Origin of the sequence: Halobacillus sp. BAB-2008, from assembly GCF_000328325.1 — a bacterium.
In the GTDB taxonomy this organism is placed as follows: Bacteria; Bacillota; Bacilli; order Bacillales; family Halobacillaceae; genus Halobacillus.
Genome location: NZ_ANPF01000037.1, coordinates 1 through 16230 on the forward strand (window position 1 = coordinate 1; position 16230 = coordinate 16230).

At 46.0% G+C, this 16230-nt stretch carries 19 protein-coding genes; 12 read left to right on the forward strand and 7 right to left on the reverse strand.

The features are described from left to right. Both nadC and nadB read right to left on the reverse strand, forming a co-directional pair. The coding region (gene nadC / locus D479_RS09375; RefSeq protein WP_008636221.1) for a carboxylating nicotinate-nucleotide diphosphorylase at positions 1–625 on the reverse strand (625 nt) is incomplete at its 3' end. Positions 626–628: 3 nt separating this feature from the next. After that, positions 629–2164 (reverse strand): L-aspartate oxidase, encoded by a 1536-nt coding sequence (gene nadB / locus D479_RS09380; protein ID WP_241210921.1) that lies wholly within the window; start codon positions 2162–2164, stop codon positions 629–631. A 103-nt stretch (positions 2165–2267) separates the two neighbouring features. Between nadB and D479_RS09385 the strand changes: the two genes are divergently transcribed. Next, complete coding sequence (locus D479_RS09385; protein WP_008636223.1) at positions 2268–3380, forward strand: IscS subfamily cysteine desulfurase; 1113 nt, start codon at positions 2268–2270, stop codon at positions 3378–3380. Between the two features lie 35 nt (positions 3381–3415). On the opposite strand, the gene D479_RS09390 is transcribed toward D479_RS09385, so the two are convergent. Further along, positions 3416–4735, reverse strand: a complete 1320-nt coding sequence (locus D479_RS09390) for a TrkH family potassium uptake protein (protein WP_008636225.1) — start codon at positions 4733–4735, stop codon at positions 3416–3418. Positions 4736–4924: 189 nt separating this feature from the next. On the opposite strand from D479_RS09390, the gene D479_RS09395 reads away from it, so the two are divergent. The 3 genes from D479_RS09395 (at position 4925) to D479_RS09405 (ending at position 7601) form a co-directional block, all read left to right on the forward strand. Then, a complete protein-coding gene (locus tag D479_RS09395) occupies positions 4925–5743 on the forward strand; it encodes an ABC transporter ATP-binding protein (protein ID WP_008636227.1) in 819 nt (272 codons plus the stop codon). Between the two features lie 55 nt (positions 5744–5798). After that, positions 5799–6281 (forward strand): large conductance mechanosensitive channel protein MscL, encoded by a 483-nt coding sequence (mscL, locus tag D479_RS09400; protein WP_008636230.1) that lies wholly within the window; start codon positions 5799–5801, stop codon positions 6279–6281. Between the two features lie 93 nt (positions 6282–6374). Then, on the forward strand, positions 6375–7601 hold the full coding sequence (locus D479_RS09405) for an MFS transporter (protein ID WP_039871221.1): 1227 nt from the start codon (positions 6375–6377) through the stop codon (positions 7599–7601). A gap of 49 nt (positions 7602–7650) precedes the next feature. Here the strand turns inward: D479_RS09405 and D479_RS09410 are convergent, their stop codons facing one another. Together D479_RS09410 and D479_RS09415 are read right to left on the reverse strand one after the other, a co-directional pair. Beyond that, positions 7651–8079: a BrxA/BrxB family bacilliredoxin gene (locus tag D479_RS09410; protein WP_008636234.1), complete on the reverse strand. Its 429-nt coding sequence runs from the start codon at positions 8077–8079 to the stop codon at positions 7651–7653. A gap of 12 nt (positions 8080–8091) precedes the next feature. Further along, on the reverse strand, positions 8092–9234 hold the full coding sequence (locus tag D479_RS09415) for a conserved virulence factor C family protein (protein ID WP_008636236.1): 1143 nt from the start codon (positions 9232–9234) through the stop codon (positions 8092–8094). A 172-nt stretch (positions 9235–9406) separates the two neighbouring features. Here D479_RS09415 and D479_RS09420 point away from each other — a divergent pair, with 172 nt between their 5' ends. Genes D479_RS09420 through D479_RS09430 form a run of 3 tightly spaced genes read left to right on the forward strand, consistent with a single transcriptional unit; the run spans position 9407 to position 11747 of the window. Next, on the forward strand, positions 9407–10327 hold the full coding sequence (locus tag D479_RS09420; RefSeq protein WP_008636238.1) for an ABC transporter ATP-binding protein: 921 nt from the start codon (positions 9407–9409) through the stop codon (positions 10325–10327). Next, positions 10320–11282, forward strand: a complete 963-nt coding sequence (locus tag D479_RS09425; protein ID WP_008636240.1) for an ABC transporter permease subunit — start codon at positions 10320–10322, stop codon at positions 11280–11282. The genes D479_RS09420 and D479_RS09425 overlap by 8 nt, the downstream gene beginning before the upstream one ends. Before the next feature lie 18 nt (positions 11283–11300). Next, positions 11301–11747, forward strand: a complete 447-nt coding sequence (locus tag D479_RS09430) for a DUF4064 domain-containing protein (protein WP_152413363.1) — start codon at positions 11301–11303, stop codon at positions 11745–11747. Positions 11748–11790: 43 nt separating this feature from the next. Here the strand turns inward: D479_RS09430 and D479_RS20705 are convergent, their stop codons facing one another. Then, on the reverse strand, positions 11791–11964 hold the full coding sequence (locus D479_RS20705) for a hypothetical protein (protein WP_008636250.1): 174 nt from the start codon (positions 11962–11964) through the stop codon (positions 11791–11793). A gap of 112 nt (positions 11965–12076) precedes the next feature. Here D479_RS20705 and D479_RS09435 point away from each other — a divergent pair, with 112 nt between their 5' ends. Beyond that, positions 12077–12955 (forward strand): formate/nitrite transporter family protein, encoded by an 879-nt coding sequence (locus D479_RS09435; protein ID WP_008636252.1) that lies wholly within the window; start codon positions 12077–12079, stop codon positions 12953–12955. Between the two features lie 99 nt (positions 12956–13054). Here D479_RS09435 and D479_RS09440 read toward each other — a convergent pair whose 3' ends face one another. Next, positions 13055–13525: a DinB family protein gene (locus tag D479_RS09440; protein ID WP_008636255.1), complete on the reverse strand. Its 471-nt coding sequence runs from the start codon at positions 13523–13525 to the stop codon at positions 13055–13057. Positions 13526–13677: 152 nt separating this feature from the next. On the opposite strand from D479_RS09440, the gene D479_RS09445 reads away from it, so the two are divergent. The 4 genes from D479_RS09445 to D479_RS09455 form a co-directional block, all read left to right on the forward strand. Continuing rightward, positions 13678–14442 carry a MerR family transcriptional regulator gene (locus tag D479_RS09445; RefSeq protein ID WP_008636257.1) on the forward strand — a complete coding sequence of 255 codons (765 nt, stop codon included), beginning with the start codon at positions 13678–13680 and terminating at the stop codon, positions 14440–14442. 240 nt (positions 14443–14682) lie between these two features. Further along, positions 14683–15477 (forward strand): 3D domain-containing protein, encoded by a 795-nt coding sequence (locus tag D479_RS09450; protein WP_008636260.1) that lies wholly within the window; start codon positions 14683–14685, stop codon positions 15475–15477. A 244-nt stretch (positions 15478–15721) separates the two neighbouring features. Further along, a complete protein-coding gene (locus tag D479_RS20710) occupies positions 15722–15874 on the forward strand; it encodes a hypothetical protein (protein ID WP_008636261.1) in 153 nt (50 codons plus the stop codon). Between the two features lie 188 nt (positions 15875–16062). Continuing rightward, the coding region (locus D479_RS09455; protein WP_008636262.1) for an SDR family NAD(P)-dependent oxidoreductase at positions 16063–16230 on the forward strand (168 nt) is incomplete at its 3' end.

Genomic DNA, 16230 nt, shown 5'->3' on the forward strand with positions numbered 1-16230 from the left:
CGACTCCTGCTTCTACCGCTTCCCGTACTTGTTCGGCGGATTCCGTCTCGACTTCAATTTTCACCATATGTCCGACTCGGTCTTTCAACTGCTTCACGGCAGTCTTGATGGAACCGAAGTAGGCGATGTGGTTGTCTTTAAGCATGACGGCATCATATAAACCAAAGCGATGGTTGTATCCACCGCCTGTCCGAACGGCATATTTTTCAAACATTCGAAGACCCGGTGTTGTTTTTCGAGTATCACAAATCCGCGTGTGGTCACTATTCAGTTTCTGGACGGCCTGCTGTGTCGTTGTAGCAATTCCGCTCATTCTTTGGATCAGGTTTAAAATTACGCGCTCTCCTTGAAGGAGAGCGGACGGAGGGCCTTGTATAGAGGCAATATCCAGGCCTGGATAAAGTGCTTCTCCCTCAGCTGCCAATATCTCTACAGTAATAGAAGGATCGAGTACCCGGAATCCCTCGGTGATGACAGGTCCTCCGCAAAAACAGCCTGTCTGCTTACTTCGTATAATCATTTTTCCGTATGTTTCTTGGTCGAATAAAGATTCGCACCAATCATTATCCCCGACGTCTTCCCGCAGGAACGTTTCCAGGCAGTGTTTCAGTTTCAATCGGTTCATCGTCTATTTTCCACTCCTTCTTCCATACTTGAACAATTTGTTTCGAGCTCCAAGCGTCCTCGTGTCCGGATAGTCGGTGCGTATATGGGCGCCGCGGCTTTCTTCTCTTTCCCATGCAGATTTGGTAATCAGCCATGCGGTCTGCATGAGAAAGCACAGTTCGGTCTGCCTGACAGACAGGGTGGAAAGGTCACAGAAGGCAAGGTCTTCCACCTCGTAGGATGAAAACCAATCCAACTGTTTCTGCAGGGATTTTTTGCTGCGGATGATGCCGACGTTGGCCATCATGTGCGTTTGGATCGTTCTCTGCTCCGGCATGTTCATCGGTTGTTTCTTTTTTTTCCGTTTAACAGGGGGACGGGGATACACGTGGGGAAGACTGTTCAGGTGCTCCGCCAGTCTTTTTCCGTAAACCAGGCATTCTAATAACGAATTGCTTGCTAGACGGTTTGCTCCGTGCAGACCGTTACTGGTAGCTTCACCGACAGCATAGAATCCGGCCAAAGACGTTCTTCCAACCGTATCTGTCTGAATCCCCCCCATTTGGAAGTGACAGCCTGGAGCTACGGGAAGAAGCCCTTCTTTGATAGACAGGCCATGCTCCCTGCATCGTTTCGTAATGGCTGGAAATTTATTAGGGAAATCGGAAACACCACGAATATCTAAATAGGCGCTGCGGCCGGCGTTTCGCACCTCGTGGATCCGCTGTGCAACAATATGACGAGGTGCGAGCTCCATTAATGGGTGGACACCATCCATCAGGTTATTTCCAAATTCGTCAACCAGTACGGCTCCTTCTCCTCGGACTGCCTCCGATATCAAGCCTTTGGATTCTCCGTTTATGTAAAGCATGGTCGGGTGAAATTGAACGAATTCCATATCTGACAGTTGTGCACCAGCATGATAGGCGAGAGCTGATCCATCTCCTGTAATGGTAGAGGCATTCGAAGTATTCGGATAAACCTGGCCGCACCCACCTGTGGCCATTACGATATGGGCAGCGAGGAAAGTATGGACATTTCTATTCTGATCTTTACTTCGGACCCCGCAGCAACGTCCGTATGAATCTTTTATTAGTTCGAACACATGCTGATGCTCATAAACAGAAATGTTGGGAGGAAGGGTTTCGGCGAGGAACTGCATCAAGTACCTTCCTGTCTGATCCCCGCCGCTGTGCAGAATTCTGTTGTAAGAATGAGCTCCTTCCCTGCCGAGGGAGAAGTTCCCATCCTCTTTTAAATCGAACGGGCACCCCTCTGCTGATAGTTCCTTCATTACTCCGGGAGCCTGTTGGGTTAAATGGTGTACCGCTTGGGCGTCACTGATGGAACATCCGGCCTTCATCGTATCCTCGAAATGATAGAAAGGACGATCTTCGCTATCCAACGCCGCAGCAATTCCTCCCTGAGCCAGACGAGAGTTTCCATGCTGTAAATGGGACTTTGTGATAATTATCACATGTTTATCCCTGTGAAGGTGTCTCGCAAGCTGGAGGGCGGAGGCGCCGCTGCCAATAATAATTACGTCTGCCATACTCATTTCAGCACCTACTGTCTTTACACTTGTATTGACATTAATATTTACATAAGATGTATAGAAAGACAAGTGAAATTTTATTTATCGTTTATGAGGGGGAATGAGAGTGCACTACTTTGATTACGCGGCTGCTTGCCCAATTGAAGAGGAAGCATTGAGTGTTTATATCCATGCTTCTAAAAATTTTTTTGGAAATACCGGAAGTCTTCATGATATTGGAACAGATGCGAAACGCTTATTGGAACACTGCCGTGAACGGATCGCTCACATGGTGGGTGTAGAGAAAGCAGGTATTTACTTCACGAGCGGGGGAACAGAGAGCAATGAAATAGCGTTGAGATCGCTGCAGGCACTCCGCCCCAACAGGAGTGTGATAATAGCGGGAGGCGAGCATGCTTCCATTCAGTATCTCGTAGATCAATGGGAGGAGGAAGGCGTTTCGGTTACGAGAATCCCGTTTACAGAAGACGGTGTATTGAATATGGCGGTCTTGAAAGCAACCATGAATGACGAGACAGGGCTTGTTATCATGCAGCACGTAAACGGAGACATCGGTACGACACAGCCGGTGGAAGAAGTGAACCAACTTTGTGATACATATGGTGCTCTTATGCACTGTGATTGTGTACAATCCTTCGGGAAAAAAGATTTACGTGCTGTATCAAAGGTGGTAGACAGCCTTTCTTTATCTGCCCATAAGATAGGTGGTCCAACAGGGATCGGTGCTGTCTACATAAAGCCTTCCTTGAACGTCCCGCCTAAAACACCTTCTCCTGCACACGAATCCGGCATGAGACCAGGGACGGTTCCTTTACCAGGAGTGGCAGCGTTTACAGAAGCAGCCGGTAAAAGTGTAGACAATCTTATTGAAAATCAACGGAAGATCAGCGAGAGAAAGCGCTGGTTCCTTGAGAGGATGCAGGAATACCGGGAGTCATTCCGTGTCGTCGGCAATGGGAATGCCGTGGTGGGAATCTGTTTGAAAGGAGTGGAAGGTCAGTGGGCGATGCTGGAGGCGAATAGACTCGGCTACGCCTTTTCAACCGGCAGCGCCTGTCAAGCAGGTAAGACGCCTTATGCCCTAACCGCTATGGGAATGTCGAAAGAAGAAGCGAAGACATTCATTCGAATCTCTTTCCATCCTAGCCACACAAGGCAGGAAGTGGAGGGGCTTGCAACAGTTTTAAAGAAAACCATACATGCACACAACCTTGTGTGAAAAAACACCCTGCCATTGGCAGGGTGTTTGATTGATTAACCGGTCAATACTTCTTCTTTTGGGTACTTGATCGGATCCGGCCGTGGTTTTGTAAAAGCAAATGCAAAGGTAAGCGGCCCCAGCTTACCAAAAAGCATCAACGACACAAGGATCATTTTTCCGGCAATGGTCAAGTCTCCTGTAATTCCAGTGGAAAGACCGACTGTGCCGAATGCTGAAATGGCTTCAAACAAAATGGAAAGGAAGGAAGCGTCCTCCGTCATGTTTAAAAAGAAGGTACTGGTAAAGACAAGAAACACACTGCCTACCGTCAATGCAAGAGCCCGCATGACAAGTCTTGGGCGCAGACTTCTGCGGAAGAGAGTCAAATCTTCCTTGTCGCGGAAGAAAGCAAGGGTAGCAACGATGATAATCACAGCTGTAGTAAGTTTAATACCTCCGGCGGTAGAGGCGCTCCCCCCACCGATAAACATCAGTATGAGCATGAAGAAAAGCGAATCGTCTTCCATCGCTCCAATATCAATGGTGTTGAATCCGGCCGTTCTCGGCGTTACCGCCTGAAAATAGGAGGCTATCAGCTTTCCTGGCGTAGACATATTTCCTATTGTTTCCGGGTTGTTAAATTCCAAAACGAAAATCATGAGAATGCTGAAGACATTGATGGCAATCGTTCCGACAAGCATCGTCTTCGTATGGAGGGAAAGTCGATGAAAATCTTTGGTTTTCCACAAGTCAAAGACGACCGTGAAACCTACCCCTCCGATAATGAATAAAAAGGAAATGACTATATTGACGACTGGATCGGTAACATATCCGGACAGGCTGTCCGACCAAACGGAAAATCCAGCATTATTGAAGGCTGAAATTGCATGGAACGTGCTGACATAAATTCCTCTGGACAGCCCGAATTCAGGCACCCATCGAAAGGACAACAGGACGATGGCGACCAGTTCCATACTGATGGAGAAAATCAACAGCTTCTTAACAAGGAGGATGATTCCACCGACTGCCGTCTGGTTTAGAGACTGCTGAATAATCATTCGCTCTTTCAAGCCTATTTTCTTACCGAGAGCCATGAAAATAAGTACAGCGAATGTCATGATTCCTAATCCACCTAATTGAATAAGCGCAAGAATGACCCACTGACCGACTAATGTGAATGCTGTCCCGGTATCGACAACGGCAAGACCTGTTACTGTCATAGCAGAGGTTGCTGTAAACAAAGCATCCCCTAATGTAATACCCTCCGTAGTAGAGAAGGGAAGCATCAATAGAAATGTTCCTAATGTAATAAAGAATAAAAAGACCAGGATTAGAATTTGAGGAGGATTCAATTCCGTTCTCTTCTTCTCCATTTACCGTACACCTTCTTCCATTCAAGTTAGTGCTCTTATTATAAGCGAATAAGTGGAAACGTAAAGATGTTTTTTATAAATGCCTGAAAGAGGGGCTGCTTGCGAAAAAAAGGAAGGAATTATATAATATTGATAATGATTTTCATTGTCGGAGATAGTTTCACGTTCACACTTAGGGAGGATTCCAGCATGGCAAAGCTAATGACAGAGCAGGTAGGTATCGCTTATGGAGACCATCATGTCGTCCGGGATTTAGATTTGGATATACCTGAAAATCAAATTACGACGATCATCGGACCGAATGGATGCGGGAAGTCTACAATTCTGAAGGCTTTGGCAAGAATCCACTCCGTTCAGGAAGGAAGCATTTATCTGGACGGGAAAGCCATAAAAAAAGAGTCGACGAAAGAAATAGCCAAGAAGATGGGTGTTCTTCCGCAAACACCGAAAGCTCCAAGCGGTCTGACTGTTTCAGAGCTGGTTTCTTATGGGCGGTATCCACACCAAAAAGGGTTTGGGAAGCTGTCTGATCACGATAGAGAAGTGATCCAATGGGCGCTTGAAATCACCGGAGTAGAAGAATTCTCTAACCGTTCCATCGATGCCTTATCCGGCGGACAGCGGCAACGGGTGTGGATTGCGATGGCACTGGCGCAGGAAACAGAACTGCTCATTCTTGATGAGCCGACAACGTACTTGGATCTTGCCCACCAGTTGGAAGTTTTAAAGCTTTTGGAGCAGCTGAATCGAGAAGAAGGACGCACGATCGTCATGGTCATTCACGATTTGAATCATGCGGCACGGTTTGCTGATTATATCGTGGCCCTTCGCGGAGGGAAAGTGATTCGAGAAGGCACTCCTGAAGAAGTGATTCGGAAAGACGTACTGAAGGAAGTATTCCAAATCGACGCGGAAGTAGTCCAGGATCCCCGGACGAACCGTCCCATCTGCTTGACCTATGACTTGCTTGGTTCGGTACCGGAAGTCTGTCAAAAGGCTGTTTTGTAGATCGATTCATAGCTTGTCTCCTCCTTACATACATTGGTGAGGAAGGAGGGCGTGTATGGGTCTCTTAAGGGAGTTTAAACAGTTTGCAATGCGTGGAAGTGCGGTGGATATAGGCGTAGGGATGGTGCTGGGAGCAGCATTCAGTGGCTTTATTGATTCCTTCGTCAAGGACCTTCTCATGCCTCCCATCGGTCTCCTGTATCATAAGATGGACATAGAGAATATGTTCATAAGTCTGAATGGTACAGCGTATTCCTCCAGATCAGCAGCGGAAGCAGCCGGAGCGCCCACGATAAATTACGGCCTTTTCCTTACGGCTTCTGTGCGATTTCTGATCGTTCTCTTTGCCGTTTTTCTTGTGGTGCGGCAATTAAACAGATGGAAGAAGCCGCATCAGGATCCGATGCTCTCTATGACTAAGAAGGAGTGCCCGTACTGCTGTTTGTCTATTCCCAGTCAGGCTGTCATCTGCCCTAACTGTTCTTCTTCCCTGTCTAAATATACAAAAGAGCCGCCGTCTAAATGGCGGATGAAGTAAAAGACGCCCGCCCGGGCGTCTTTTTTTATTTTTCAAGCAAGATATTCGCTTGGTTGGACACCATAATTATAAGAATGTAAATGAGGTGTAGGTATGGAAAACAAAGTGAGTCGTTGGTGTCTTATAAGTATGGCGTCCATCCCTTTGGTGATGACGCTTGGCAATTCCATGCTGATACCCGTTCTTCCCATCTTTGAGGAGAAGGTGGGGATCAGCCCGTTCCAGTCCAGTATCATCATTACGAGTTATTCCGTAGCGGCTATTTTCCTGATACCGGTCGCCGGGTACCTTTCCGATCGATTTGGAAGGAAGATCATCATTCTTCCCAGTCTGTTTCTTGCGCTGGTCGGTGGAATCATTGCGGGATTCGCCTCTTGGAAAGGGAGTGATCCTTTCTTTTGGATCATTATCGGGCGCATCCTGCAGGGGATCGGAGCAGCAGGAGCAACGCCGATTATTTTGCCGCTTGTGGGTGATTTGTATAAAGACGATGACACGAAGACGAGTGCCTGTCTCGGAATCATTGAGACATCCAACACGTTCGGAAAAGTACTAAGTCCGATTCTCGGATCCTTGTTCGCAGTATTCTTATGGTTCTTACCGTTTTTTTCAATCTCTTTTTTCAGCTTGATTTCCATCATTCTTGTGTTCTTCTTCATCAAAGTTCCGAAAGGTGAGAAGGCGGAACCACAGCCGTTAAAGCAATTCATTCACAAGACGAAGGAGATCTTCGGGAAAGAGGGGAAATGGTTGTATCCGACCTTTCTGCTCGGAGCCTATGCTATGCTCGTTCTTTTCGCGGTACTTTTCTTCATGTCGGATATGTTGGAGAAGGTCCATGATATTAAAGGAGTGAAGAAGGGGTTCATCCTTGCCATCCCTCTATTCACTTTATGTGTGGCTTCTTTCATAACAGGTAAGAAAATAAAAGGGGACACGAAAGTGATGAAGTGGGTGCTCTCCATATCTTTAAGCATGATCGCAGCCAGTGTATGCTTTGTAGGCTTTGTCAGTGACAGGTTGGTTCTGCTGCTCGTAGTCACCAGTGTGCTTGGTATTGCAATCGGGTCGATGCTGCCGACGCTCGATGCGCTTATTACGGAGGGAATCGAGAAAGAAGAAAGAGGCACGATTACCTCCTTCTATAGTTCCTCCCGCTTTATCGGGGTTGCTGCCGGCCCGCCTTTAATGTCTTTATTAATGAAGAATTATTTGAATGTCAGTTACATTGTCAGTGGAGCAATCGGCGTGGTTCTGCTTTTGCTGGTCCTGTTTCTGGTGAAAGGAAAAAGCGAGGAAGAGGGGTCGCAGCCTGCTTAGCGCATATAAAAAAGAGCGGAGCACAAAAGGCTTCCGCTCTTTCTTGTATTTAGCAAAACTTGTTATATGCCCCGGTCAGGTTGGCTGTGATTTCTTCTACTTCATAATCTTCAATTTCCTCCCGCGGGATAAAGTGAAGGACTTGTCCATCTTTCAGTAATGCCATGGAAGGGGAGGAAGGTTCACATCCTTCCAAGTATTCTCTCATTCGGGCGGTCGCCTCCCTATCCTGTCCGGCAAAGACGGTTACAAGGTTCTCAGGCCGCTTCTCGTTATGGAGTGATTCTCGGGCCGAAGGACGGGCCAGTCCTGCTGCACATCCGCAGACAGAATTGATGACCACAAGCGTAGTTCCTTTTGTCTCACTAATAAAAGTATCCACTTCTTCTGGTGTGGTCAGTTCCTGAAAGCCGGCATTAGTTAATTCATCTCTCATCGGTTGGGAAATTTCTTTCATATAGGCTTCATATGGGTTCATCACTTTTGCCTCCTATTGTTCTTTTTGTTTCGTTGCCTGTGTCATTTGGTGCCAGACGGATCCTTTGGCTTCTTCTCCACCTTCGATTCGTTCGATGGCCATGTTAATCTGCATTTTTACTTCGAACTCAGGGTCATCAGCCGCCTGCTTCAAAGCCGGAAGGGCAGATTCATCTCCAAGCTCATAAAGGAACATAGCTGCCCGCCAGCGGACCAGGCGGTTGGCATCGGACAAAGATTCGATCATCGGAGGCATCGCTTCTTTGAAGCCAAGATCTGACAGGCAGTCGCCGGCAGTACGGCGGACTGTTACGGAAGTATCCTGCAGAGCCTTATAGAGGTAGGGGAGTGTTTCCACTTCTTCGATCATGCCTAAGTAGGCGGTCGCCAAACGACGGATGGATGCCTTATCGTCATCCAGCGCTTTGTCGAGAACTTCATAATCGTCTGCTGTCGGTTCCATACGGTCGAGGGCTGCATAGCGAACCTTCCAATCGGCATCGTCCAGTGTTTCGAGTGCGATTTTCGACTCGGAAGGATGCTTTTCGACGGGATTCGTTTCTTGATCAAACGCTTGTTTAACAAGGTCTTCCAGTCGTTTCTCGTCGTAGCTTGCAGATAATTCTTCTTTTACCTGCTCTCCGATTTCTTCTGTACTCCCGTATCTCGGATTCTGTTCGATCCATTTCCTCTCCATGATCATATTCGGAGAGGCTGGTGCTGCTTTCATCGCTGCATTCATGAAACGTTCCGGCAGACCGACACGGATTTCCTCTTCGCCTTCCTCCAGTTTCACCTGCATCGGAATGCCCCGGAACTGTTGAATGTAAACCCTGACTTCCCCGAACGGATCATCACTCCCGGCGCCTTTTGTTTCTTCCGGCTGCTCCGGAACGACAGAACCGAATACGTGCCTCACTTTCGGGAGGATATCTTCCCAAGCTGTACGGCCGTTTCGTTCGAGTGCAAGAAAATCGGTCACATGATAGATCCCTTTGACTCCTTCAATCTCAAATAAATGCTGGATAAAATCGGGAGCATCTGTTAAATCGTCTCCCTTTTTATAGTTGTGAGCCTTACCATCCGGCAGTTTCTCATTTACATTGATTTTCATTGAATTTGGACTGGGCGTCGGTTCGATCGATACGATTTTCACTTTATCATTCCCCCTAAACGCTCATTTCTTTATCTAGTTTAACAAAGATAGACGACAGCTTCTATGCAGGAGCTCCCGAGAAGGAGTTTTTTGTAAAAAAATTCTTAAATAGTGAAACTTTTGTTGTCTGATGTCGTAGATTAGGTGTGTCGAAGAAAAAGGAGGGGTTTTCTTGACGGAACCCGTAATGCAGTTAAAGAATTTGAAGAAAACGATAGGGAAGAAGCCGATTATTAAAGGACTGGACTTTGATATTTACGGTGGGGAAGTATTTGGTTTCCTTGGTCCTAACGGTGCAGGGAAAACGACCACCATCCGAATGATGGTCGGTTTGATCGGGATGACGGAAGGAGACGTCATCATTAAAGGGCACAGCGTCCGTAACGATTTCAAAGATGCGATCCGTCACGTCGGTGGTATCGTGGAGAATCCGGAAATGTATCCGTTTATGAGCGGTTGGAAGAACCTGCTTCACTATTCAAGAATGATTCCGGGTGTTACGAAGGAACGGATCGAAGAAGTGGTCCGCCTCGTCGGATTGGAAGGTCGGATGAAGGATAAGGTAGGGAAATATTCTCTAGGGATGCGACAACGCTTAGGAATTGCACAAGCTCTCTTACATAATCCTTCTGTCCTGATCCTCGATGAACCGACGAATGGATTGGACCCTTCGGGCATTCGGGAGATTCGTGCTTATATCCGTCGTCTAGCCGAAGAGGAAGGTGTAGCGGTAATCGTATCGAGTCACATCCTTTCTGAAATGGAAATGATGTGTGATCGAATCGGCATCATAAAGAATGGAGAGCTCATTTCCATTCAGACCGTTAATGAAGCTTTGCAGCAGACGGATAAGAAGGAAGTATCGATCGAGGCGGAGCCGGTGGAGGAAGCAAAGGCGGCTTTGGATGAACTGACCGATACGAAGACGGTACTCGCTAAAGAACAGCTTACCCTTACGATTGAGAAAGAGGACATCCCGCGCGTTATTGCCGGTCTTGTAGCGAAGAATATCAACATCTACAGTGTGAACGTGAATCGTTCGACGCTTGAGGATAAATTCCTTGATTTGATTGGAGAGGGAAAGATTGAATAATTTTATACAGTTAGTTAAAAATGAACAAATGAAGTTATATGCCCAGAAAGCGACATGGATCATGCTTATCGTTTTAGGTGTGCTTGTCATAGCGTTCGGCGCGCTGCTTAAAGTGGACGAGTCATTCACAGGTGGAGATGCGCCGACAGGAGACAACTGGAAAGAAGAACTTCAGGAGCAGAACGCGCAGTTGACAGGGGAGACAGAGAGCGGCCAGGCTCCGGAAATCAAGTATCCTAATTATTATGATGTAGAAGAGAACCAGTACCGCATTGATAATGATATTAAACCGGTGGAATACAATGTCTGGTCCTTCGTTCAGGAGAATCGCGGTCTTGTTTCTGTAGTAAGCTTATTGACGATTATTGTAGCGGCAGGAATCACAGCCAACGAATTCCGATGGGGAACGATCAAGCTGCTGTTGATCCGTCCGATCTCCAGAGCAAAGATACTGTTGTCTAAATATGTATCGGTATTGATTTTCGCTCTTACTGCACTCGTAGTTTTATACGTTCTTTCCTTCTTGTTAGGGACGGTATTGTTCGGCTTCGGAGATCCTTCACAGGCGTATGTCTTCAGCCAAGGTGGAGAAATGCAGTCTGCGGAAATATTCTCCCATACACTTAAGCAGTACTTATTAAGTTCTGTTAACCTGCTTATTATGGCAACGTTTGCCTTTATGATATCTGCTGTCTTCCGTAACAGTGCGCTGGCCATTGGTGTAGCAATCTTCTTGATGATGGCTGGAAATATGATTATTGTTTTCCTTGCAGACAAAGATTGGGCGAAGTATATTCTGTTTGCCAACACGGATTTGACGGTATATTTAGAGGGCACACCTATGTTGGAAGGTTTGACAGCAGGCTTTTCCATTGCTGTACTGGCCGTATATTACATCATATTCATCGTGCTCGCTTGGACATTCTTTACGAAGAGGGATGTTGCTGGAGCCTGATGATCAGGAGGAATGAATGTGAAGCGAACGGTTGAAATCGTATTGACGGTCATTGGTATGGTTCTTTTCGGAATCCCTCTGTTTGTCAGTACTGTGGTCATGGGTGGAATAGATGATCCCGGAGTAAGAGAAGGTGTGGAGAATTTCATAAATTCCTCCGAATTCCAAGCACAGCCTGGGGCCGAGGATTTTACGTCGGGGCAGCTGTTGACGATGTTCGAGTCACTTGGTCAATTTGTCCTGATTGCTTCCAGCGTCGGTCTGGCAGTGGGAATCCTTGCTCTGATCTTCCTTATCGGTAACAAGAAGCCGAAAGCGGCAGGGATCATGCTGATCGTTTCCGCGATCGTTCTGACATTAGCGACGTTGTTCCTTGGAATTTTCGGAGGCGCTGCTTATCTGGTAGCTGGAATCGTAGCTCTTGTCAGAAAGTCGAGGAAGCCTTTGGATGGTACAGTGACCTGAATAGAAACACCGCATGCATCAGCATGCGGTGTTTTTTTATGAACTAGTCCAAGGTGCGGTTTGTTTCGTCTACATCGGAGGCTTGTTTGTCGTACACGGTGCTGTTCTGTGGCTGCATCCCGCTTCCCCCGCAAATCTTGCACGTGTACCGCCATTCTTCATCATCCATAAGCAGACCTTCCCCGTTACAAGCGAGACAAAGTAGATCCCTTGCCATGAGCTTCCCCCTTTACCTTTTCTTATTAACCTGTTTCAAAGCAGGAATGTTATACAGAAAGGTTACAGAAAAAGTCAGATGGGGAATAGTTATGTCATTGGAGGGATGATAAATGGCAGATAATGACGAAAAAAACCGTAATCAATCGGAAGATATAGAAGAGAAGAAAAAGGACGAGCCGAGCAGGCAGTTCTATATCCCTTCGCAAATCGTTGACGGATTTGGTGAAAAAGGTAGGGATCACCTAAGTAAGCCTTTCCGGGCTCAATTCCTGTTAGCATTGACGGCAGGATCATTCATGACCTTCGGGGCTGTCTTTTCCATATTGCTTTCCGAAGGGGTGGAAACGAAAGGGCTGTTCCACCTGCTTGCTGGTCTCGGGTTTGCAGCCGGGTATTCGATGGTGTTTATATCCGGAGCCGTTTTGTTTACGGAAATCAACGTCCTTCTACCGTCTTATTTATTTAATAAGTCAGGGTTAATGAAAGGGAATATATATAAGTTCTGGGCATCCACCTACATTGGTAACCTGATCGGGGCTTTTTTGGTAGCCGTGCTGATCGAGTTGTCCGGATCCTTTTCTTCTACCTTCTATCCGGAATTGACTATGTACCTGGAGAATAAAATGAAGTTCATGGATCATGGTGTGCTGGGGTGGTTTCAGGTTCTCGTTTCCGGGATCCTGGCGAACTGGCTGATCGGGATGGCCGCATTTCTTACGACTGCTGCAAGGGATATAACAGGGAAGATTCTTGGAACTATGCTCCCTGTCGTCTTGTTCGTAGCCGGTAACTTCCAGCACAGCGCCGCGAATATGGGGTATTTCAGTATGGGTTTCCTCGTATCTGATAAATACACGTGGTACGAATATATTTTCTTCAATTTGGTACCCGCGAGTATCGGTAATTTAATTGGAGGAGCCATTTTAGTTTCTTTACTTTTCTCTTATGCGTACAAAGAGGACATTCAGACGGATCTTGGCAGAAAATAAGATGTGGTTCGAAACCACGGCAAAGAAACCGGCCTTCAGACCTTTCATAGGAAAGGAGAAGTCGGTTTCTTTCGCTTTTAATTCGCACTTTCCGTCTGCTTATTCGAATAACATGATTTCCGGATCCTTCTTATACGTGTGGACGAGCATCGCATGAAGCTGCCCTCTGTGATGGTACATATGAGCGATAATTTGCAGGAGCCATTCAAAACGGGTGTGGGATACTCCCCACCATGAAGTTGTTTCCGTGTATAGATGCTCCTCCGTATAATGCTCAAATTGAAATTTCAATTGGGAAAAATGTTCAAACAGCTTTTCCAGAATGTCCTCTTTTTTCTTAAGGGATATTGACTCATAGAACTGTTCCATCTCATCTTTGGACCGCTCTTCAATAATTGCTCCGTCTGCTGCTGGAATGACAGCGATATGTTCAAGAAGTTCTCCAATGGAATATTTCCCTTCCGTCGGACGAAGCTTGAGGTCATCCTCCGAGAGTTGGCCTACCATTTCTGATATGGAAGCGATCACGATCTCTAATTGGTGGAAAGCACTCTGGCAGTACATATTCATAGGAACACAACCTTATAAAGAATGTCATAGCTAATAATTCTTCAATTGCCCTTCAAAACCCTCTACGGACCAGAAAACTACAATTAATGACAAGAAAAGCTATTGACCTTGACGTGACGTCATATCATAAGCTTAAGAAGAGGTGATCACCTATGATGAAAATAAAAGAGGTAGCGGATCTGGCCGGATGCAGTGTGCGCACGCTGCATCATTACGATCACATCGGCTTGCTTTCTCCACGGACCATCGCTTCTAATGGATATCGACTTTATGGGGAGAGTGAAATAGCTAGGCTTCAACAAATTCTTTTCTTCCGTGAAATGGATCTTTCTTTAGTAAAGATTCAACAGATACTAGACGACCCCGAATTTGATGAGCGAAAGGCACTTGCTCATCACCGGTACATGTTAGTGGAGAAACGACACCGTTTGGATCGGATGATTGAATCTGTCGACCGCACGCTTGCCTCAATTCAAGGAGGAACGGTTATGGAGAATAAAGATCGTTTAGAGCCCTTTGACAGTCGTTTAATTGAGGAGAATCAAAAGAAATATGAGCAGGAAGTAAACAATCGCTGGGGAAACACAGCTGCGTACAAAGAATCGGCAAGGAAGACGAAATCCTATTCTGAAGAAGACTGGAAAAGGATGAAACAGGATATGGATGCCATCGACCGTCACTTGGTTTCTATCATGGATAAAGGTCCGGAAGATGCGGAGGTTCAAAAGTGGATCGGTAAGAAGCGGCAGCATATCACAGACTATTTCTATGAATGTACCTTGGAGATTTTCCGCGGTCTTGCCGACATGTATGTAAACGATGAGCGGTTCCGCTCCAATCTTGAGAAATGGAGAGAGGGGTACCCCGCATTTCTAAACGATGCTATCGTGCACTATTGTAATGTACAAAGAGGTTAAGGAAAGAGGTAAGTTCAGAAAAATAGGCTTCTGCGGATGCAGAGGTCTATTTTTATGCAGAAATGTAAGGATTTATACTATATGACAAGGAAGTAAAGTCGTTGTAATGTTTGCAATGATATTGTTGCTGTCCTGTTATTGGCTTTTCCGATACACATGTTAGAGTAGTACTTGTGATTTTAAACAGTGCCTAAACAAATCGTTTAGCAAGACTGTTTACCCAAGGAGGAAATAACAATTATGAAAAAAACAGTAGTATCTTTGGCGGCGGTCGCTTCGATTTCGGCAGTAACAGCAACTTCAGTAAGTGCAGAAGAGGTAACAGTAAATAAAGGAGACACGCTTTGGTCCATTTCCCAAGCGAATGGAGTCTCTGTTGAAGATATAAAAGCAGCAAACGGACTAACTTCTAACTTGATCTTCCCCGATCAGAACCTTTCTGTCGACGGACAAAGCAAATCTGCGGATGTCCACACAGTAAAACCAGGAGACACGCTTTTCAGCATTGGACAAGCTAATAATGTAAGTGTAAGTGATCTGAAAGCATGGAATGGTTTGGATTCTGCATTGATTTTCCCTGGAGATGAACTCAAGCTTCATAGTAATGGCGAAGCTGACGCAGCTCCTGAAGCTTCCCAACCTGTAGAGAAGGAACAACCGGAACAGGCTCCTGAACCTGCTGAAGCAGAGAAGCAGGAAGCGAAAGCAGAACCAACATCCAGTGAGCCTGCTCAAGAAGAAGCAGCGAAAACATTGACGATGGAAGCTACAGCGTACACTGCTTTCTGTGAAGGCTGCTCTGGTACAACAGCTACAGGTGTAGACTTGCGTGCTAATCCTGATCAGAAGGTTGTAGCCGTCGACCCTGATGTCATCCCATTAGGTTCTGAAGTCTATGTAGAAGGTTATGGTAAAGCAATCGCTGCCGATACTGGTGGTGCAATCCAAGGTAACCGTATTGATGTCTTCGTACCTGAACAATCAGATGCACTTGATTTCGGACGAAAAACAGTAGAAGTTAAAGTATTGAATTAATCATATAGATGCAGAGACGACACGTTTTACGTGTCGTCTTTTTTTATGTTTGATCATAAATACAGGCGGGAATATTTTGTGAAATACGCGAAAAGACCGGGATATATGTCGAAAAATGAGCTTATAGATGGTTCATTTATAAAAAAACATAAAAATAATAAAAATCTCTTGCTTTTACGATGTTTTACTAATATTATCAGGGGGAATCGAATTATAATCCCATAAAGAAAAGGAGGACACCACTATGACTCTGCTCTATTCAAAAGCTCGTGAGCTTTTCGACCAGGACTACAAAAACAGCCCGGAAGGTCAAACGCAGGAAAAGTCAAAAGGTCTGAAACGTACACGTAGTGGAAAGGTTCTATTGTCTTTCCGGAAGCAGAACAAACGGAAATAACATTAGAAGTGGTGTAGGTAGCTATGAGAAGAAACAAGAAAAGAATAAACATGGCAGACTTTCTTAAAAAAGTTGTCCCGTGGATCAGCGCTTCAACGACGGAATCCGTTCGTTAAGCGCTGATTTTTTATTACATAGGTTTAGTGCCGTCGTACAGAGGATATCGTGACGCTAAGGAGGAGATAGGGATGAACATTTTTTCTGAACAGGCGCTAGAAGGAACACATACTATTGTTACAGGTGCTACAGGCGGAATCGGCTTCGAAGCGGCGAAAGAAATTGTCCGTGCTGGAGGTCATGTGACGATTACTGGACGAAATGGTGGGAAACTGGACGAACGGAAAGAGTCTCTTGCC

Excerpts from the sequence above, each read along its gene's own strand:
- nadB (WP_241210921.1), bottom strand. The coding sequence starts at position 2,164 with ATGAGTATGGCAGACGTAATTATTATTGGCAGCGGCGCCTCCGCCCTC.
- D479_RS09390 (WP_008636225.1), bottom strand. The coding sequence starts at position 4,735 with ATGGAGAAGAAGAGAACGGAATTGAATCCTCCTCAAATTCTAATCCTG.
- D479_RS09395 (WP_008636227.1), top strand. The coding sequence starts at position 4,925 with ATGGCAAAGCTAATGACAGAGCAGGTAGGTATCGCTTATGGAGACCAT.
- mscL (WP_008636230.1), top strand. The coding sequence starts at position 5,799 with ATGGGTCTCTTAAGGGAGTTTAAACAGTTTGCAATGCGTGGAAGTGCG.
- D479_RS09405 (WP_039871221.1), top strand. The coding sequence starts at position 6,375 with ATGGAAAACAAAGTGAGTCGTTGGTGTCTTATAAGTATGGCGTCCATC.
- D479_RS09410 (WP_008636234.1), bottom strand. The coding sequence starts at position 8,079 with ATGAACCCATATGAAGCCTATATGAAAGAAATTTCCCAACCGATGAGA.
- D479_RS20705 (WP_008636250.1), bottom strand. The coding sequence starts at position 11,964 with ATGGCAAGGGATCTACTTTGTCTCGCTTGTAACGGGGAAGGTCTGCTT.
- D479_RS09435 (WP_008636252.1), top strand. The coding sequence starts at position 12,077 with ATGGCAGATAATGACGAAAAAAACCGTAATCAATCGGAAGATATAGAA.
- D479_RS09440 (WP_008636255.1), bottom strand. The coding sequence starts at position 13,525 with ATGAATATGTACTGCCAGAGTGCTTTCCACCAATTAGAGATCGTGATC.
- D479_RS09445 (WP_008636257.1), top strand. The coding sequence starts at position 13,678 with ATGATGAAAATAAAAGAGGTAGCGGATCTGGCCGGATGCAGTGTGCGC.
- D479_RS09450 (WP_008636260.1), top strand. The coding sequence starts at position 14,683 with ATGAAAAAAACAGTAGTATCTTTGGCGGCGGTCGCTTCGATTTCGGCA.
- D479_RS20710 (WP_008636261.1), top strand. The coding sequence starts at position 15,722 with ATGACTCTGCTCTATTCAAAAGCTCGTGAGCTTTTCGACCAGGACTAC.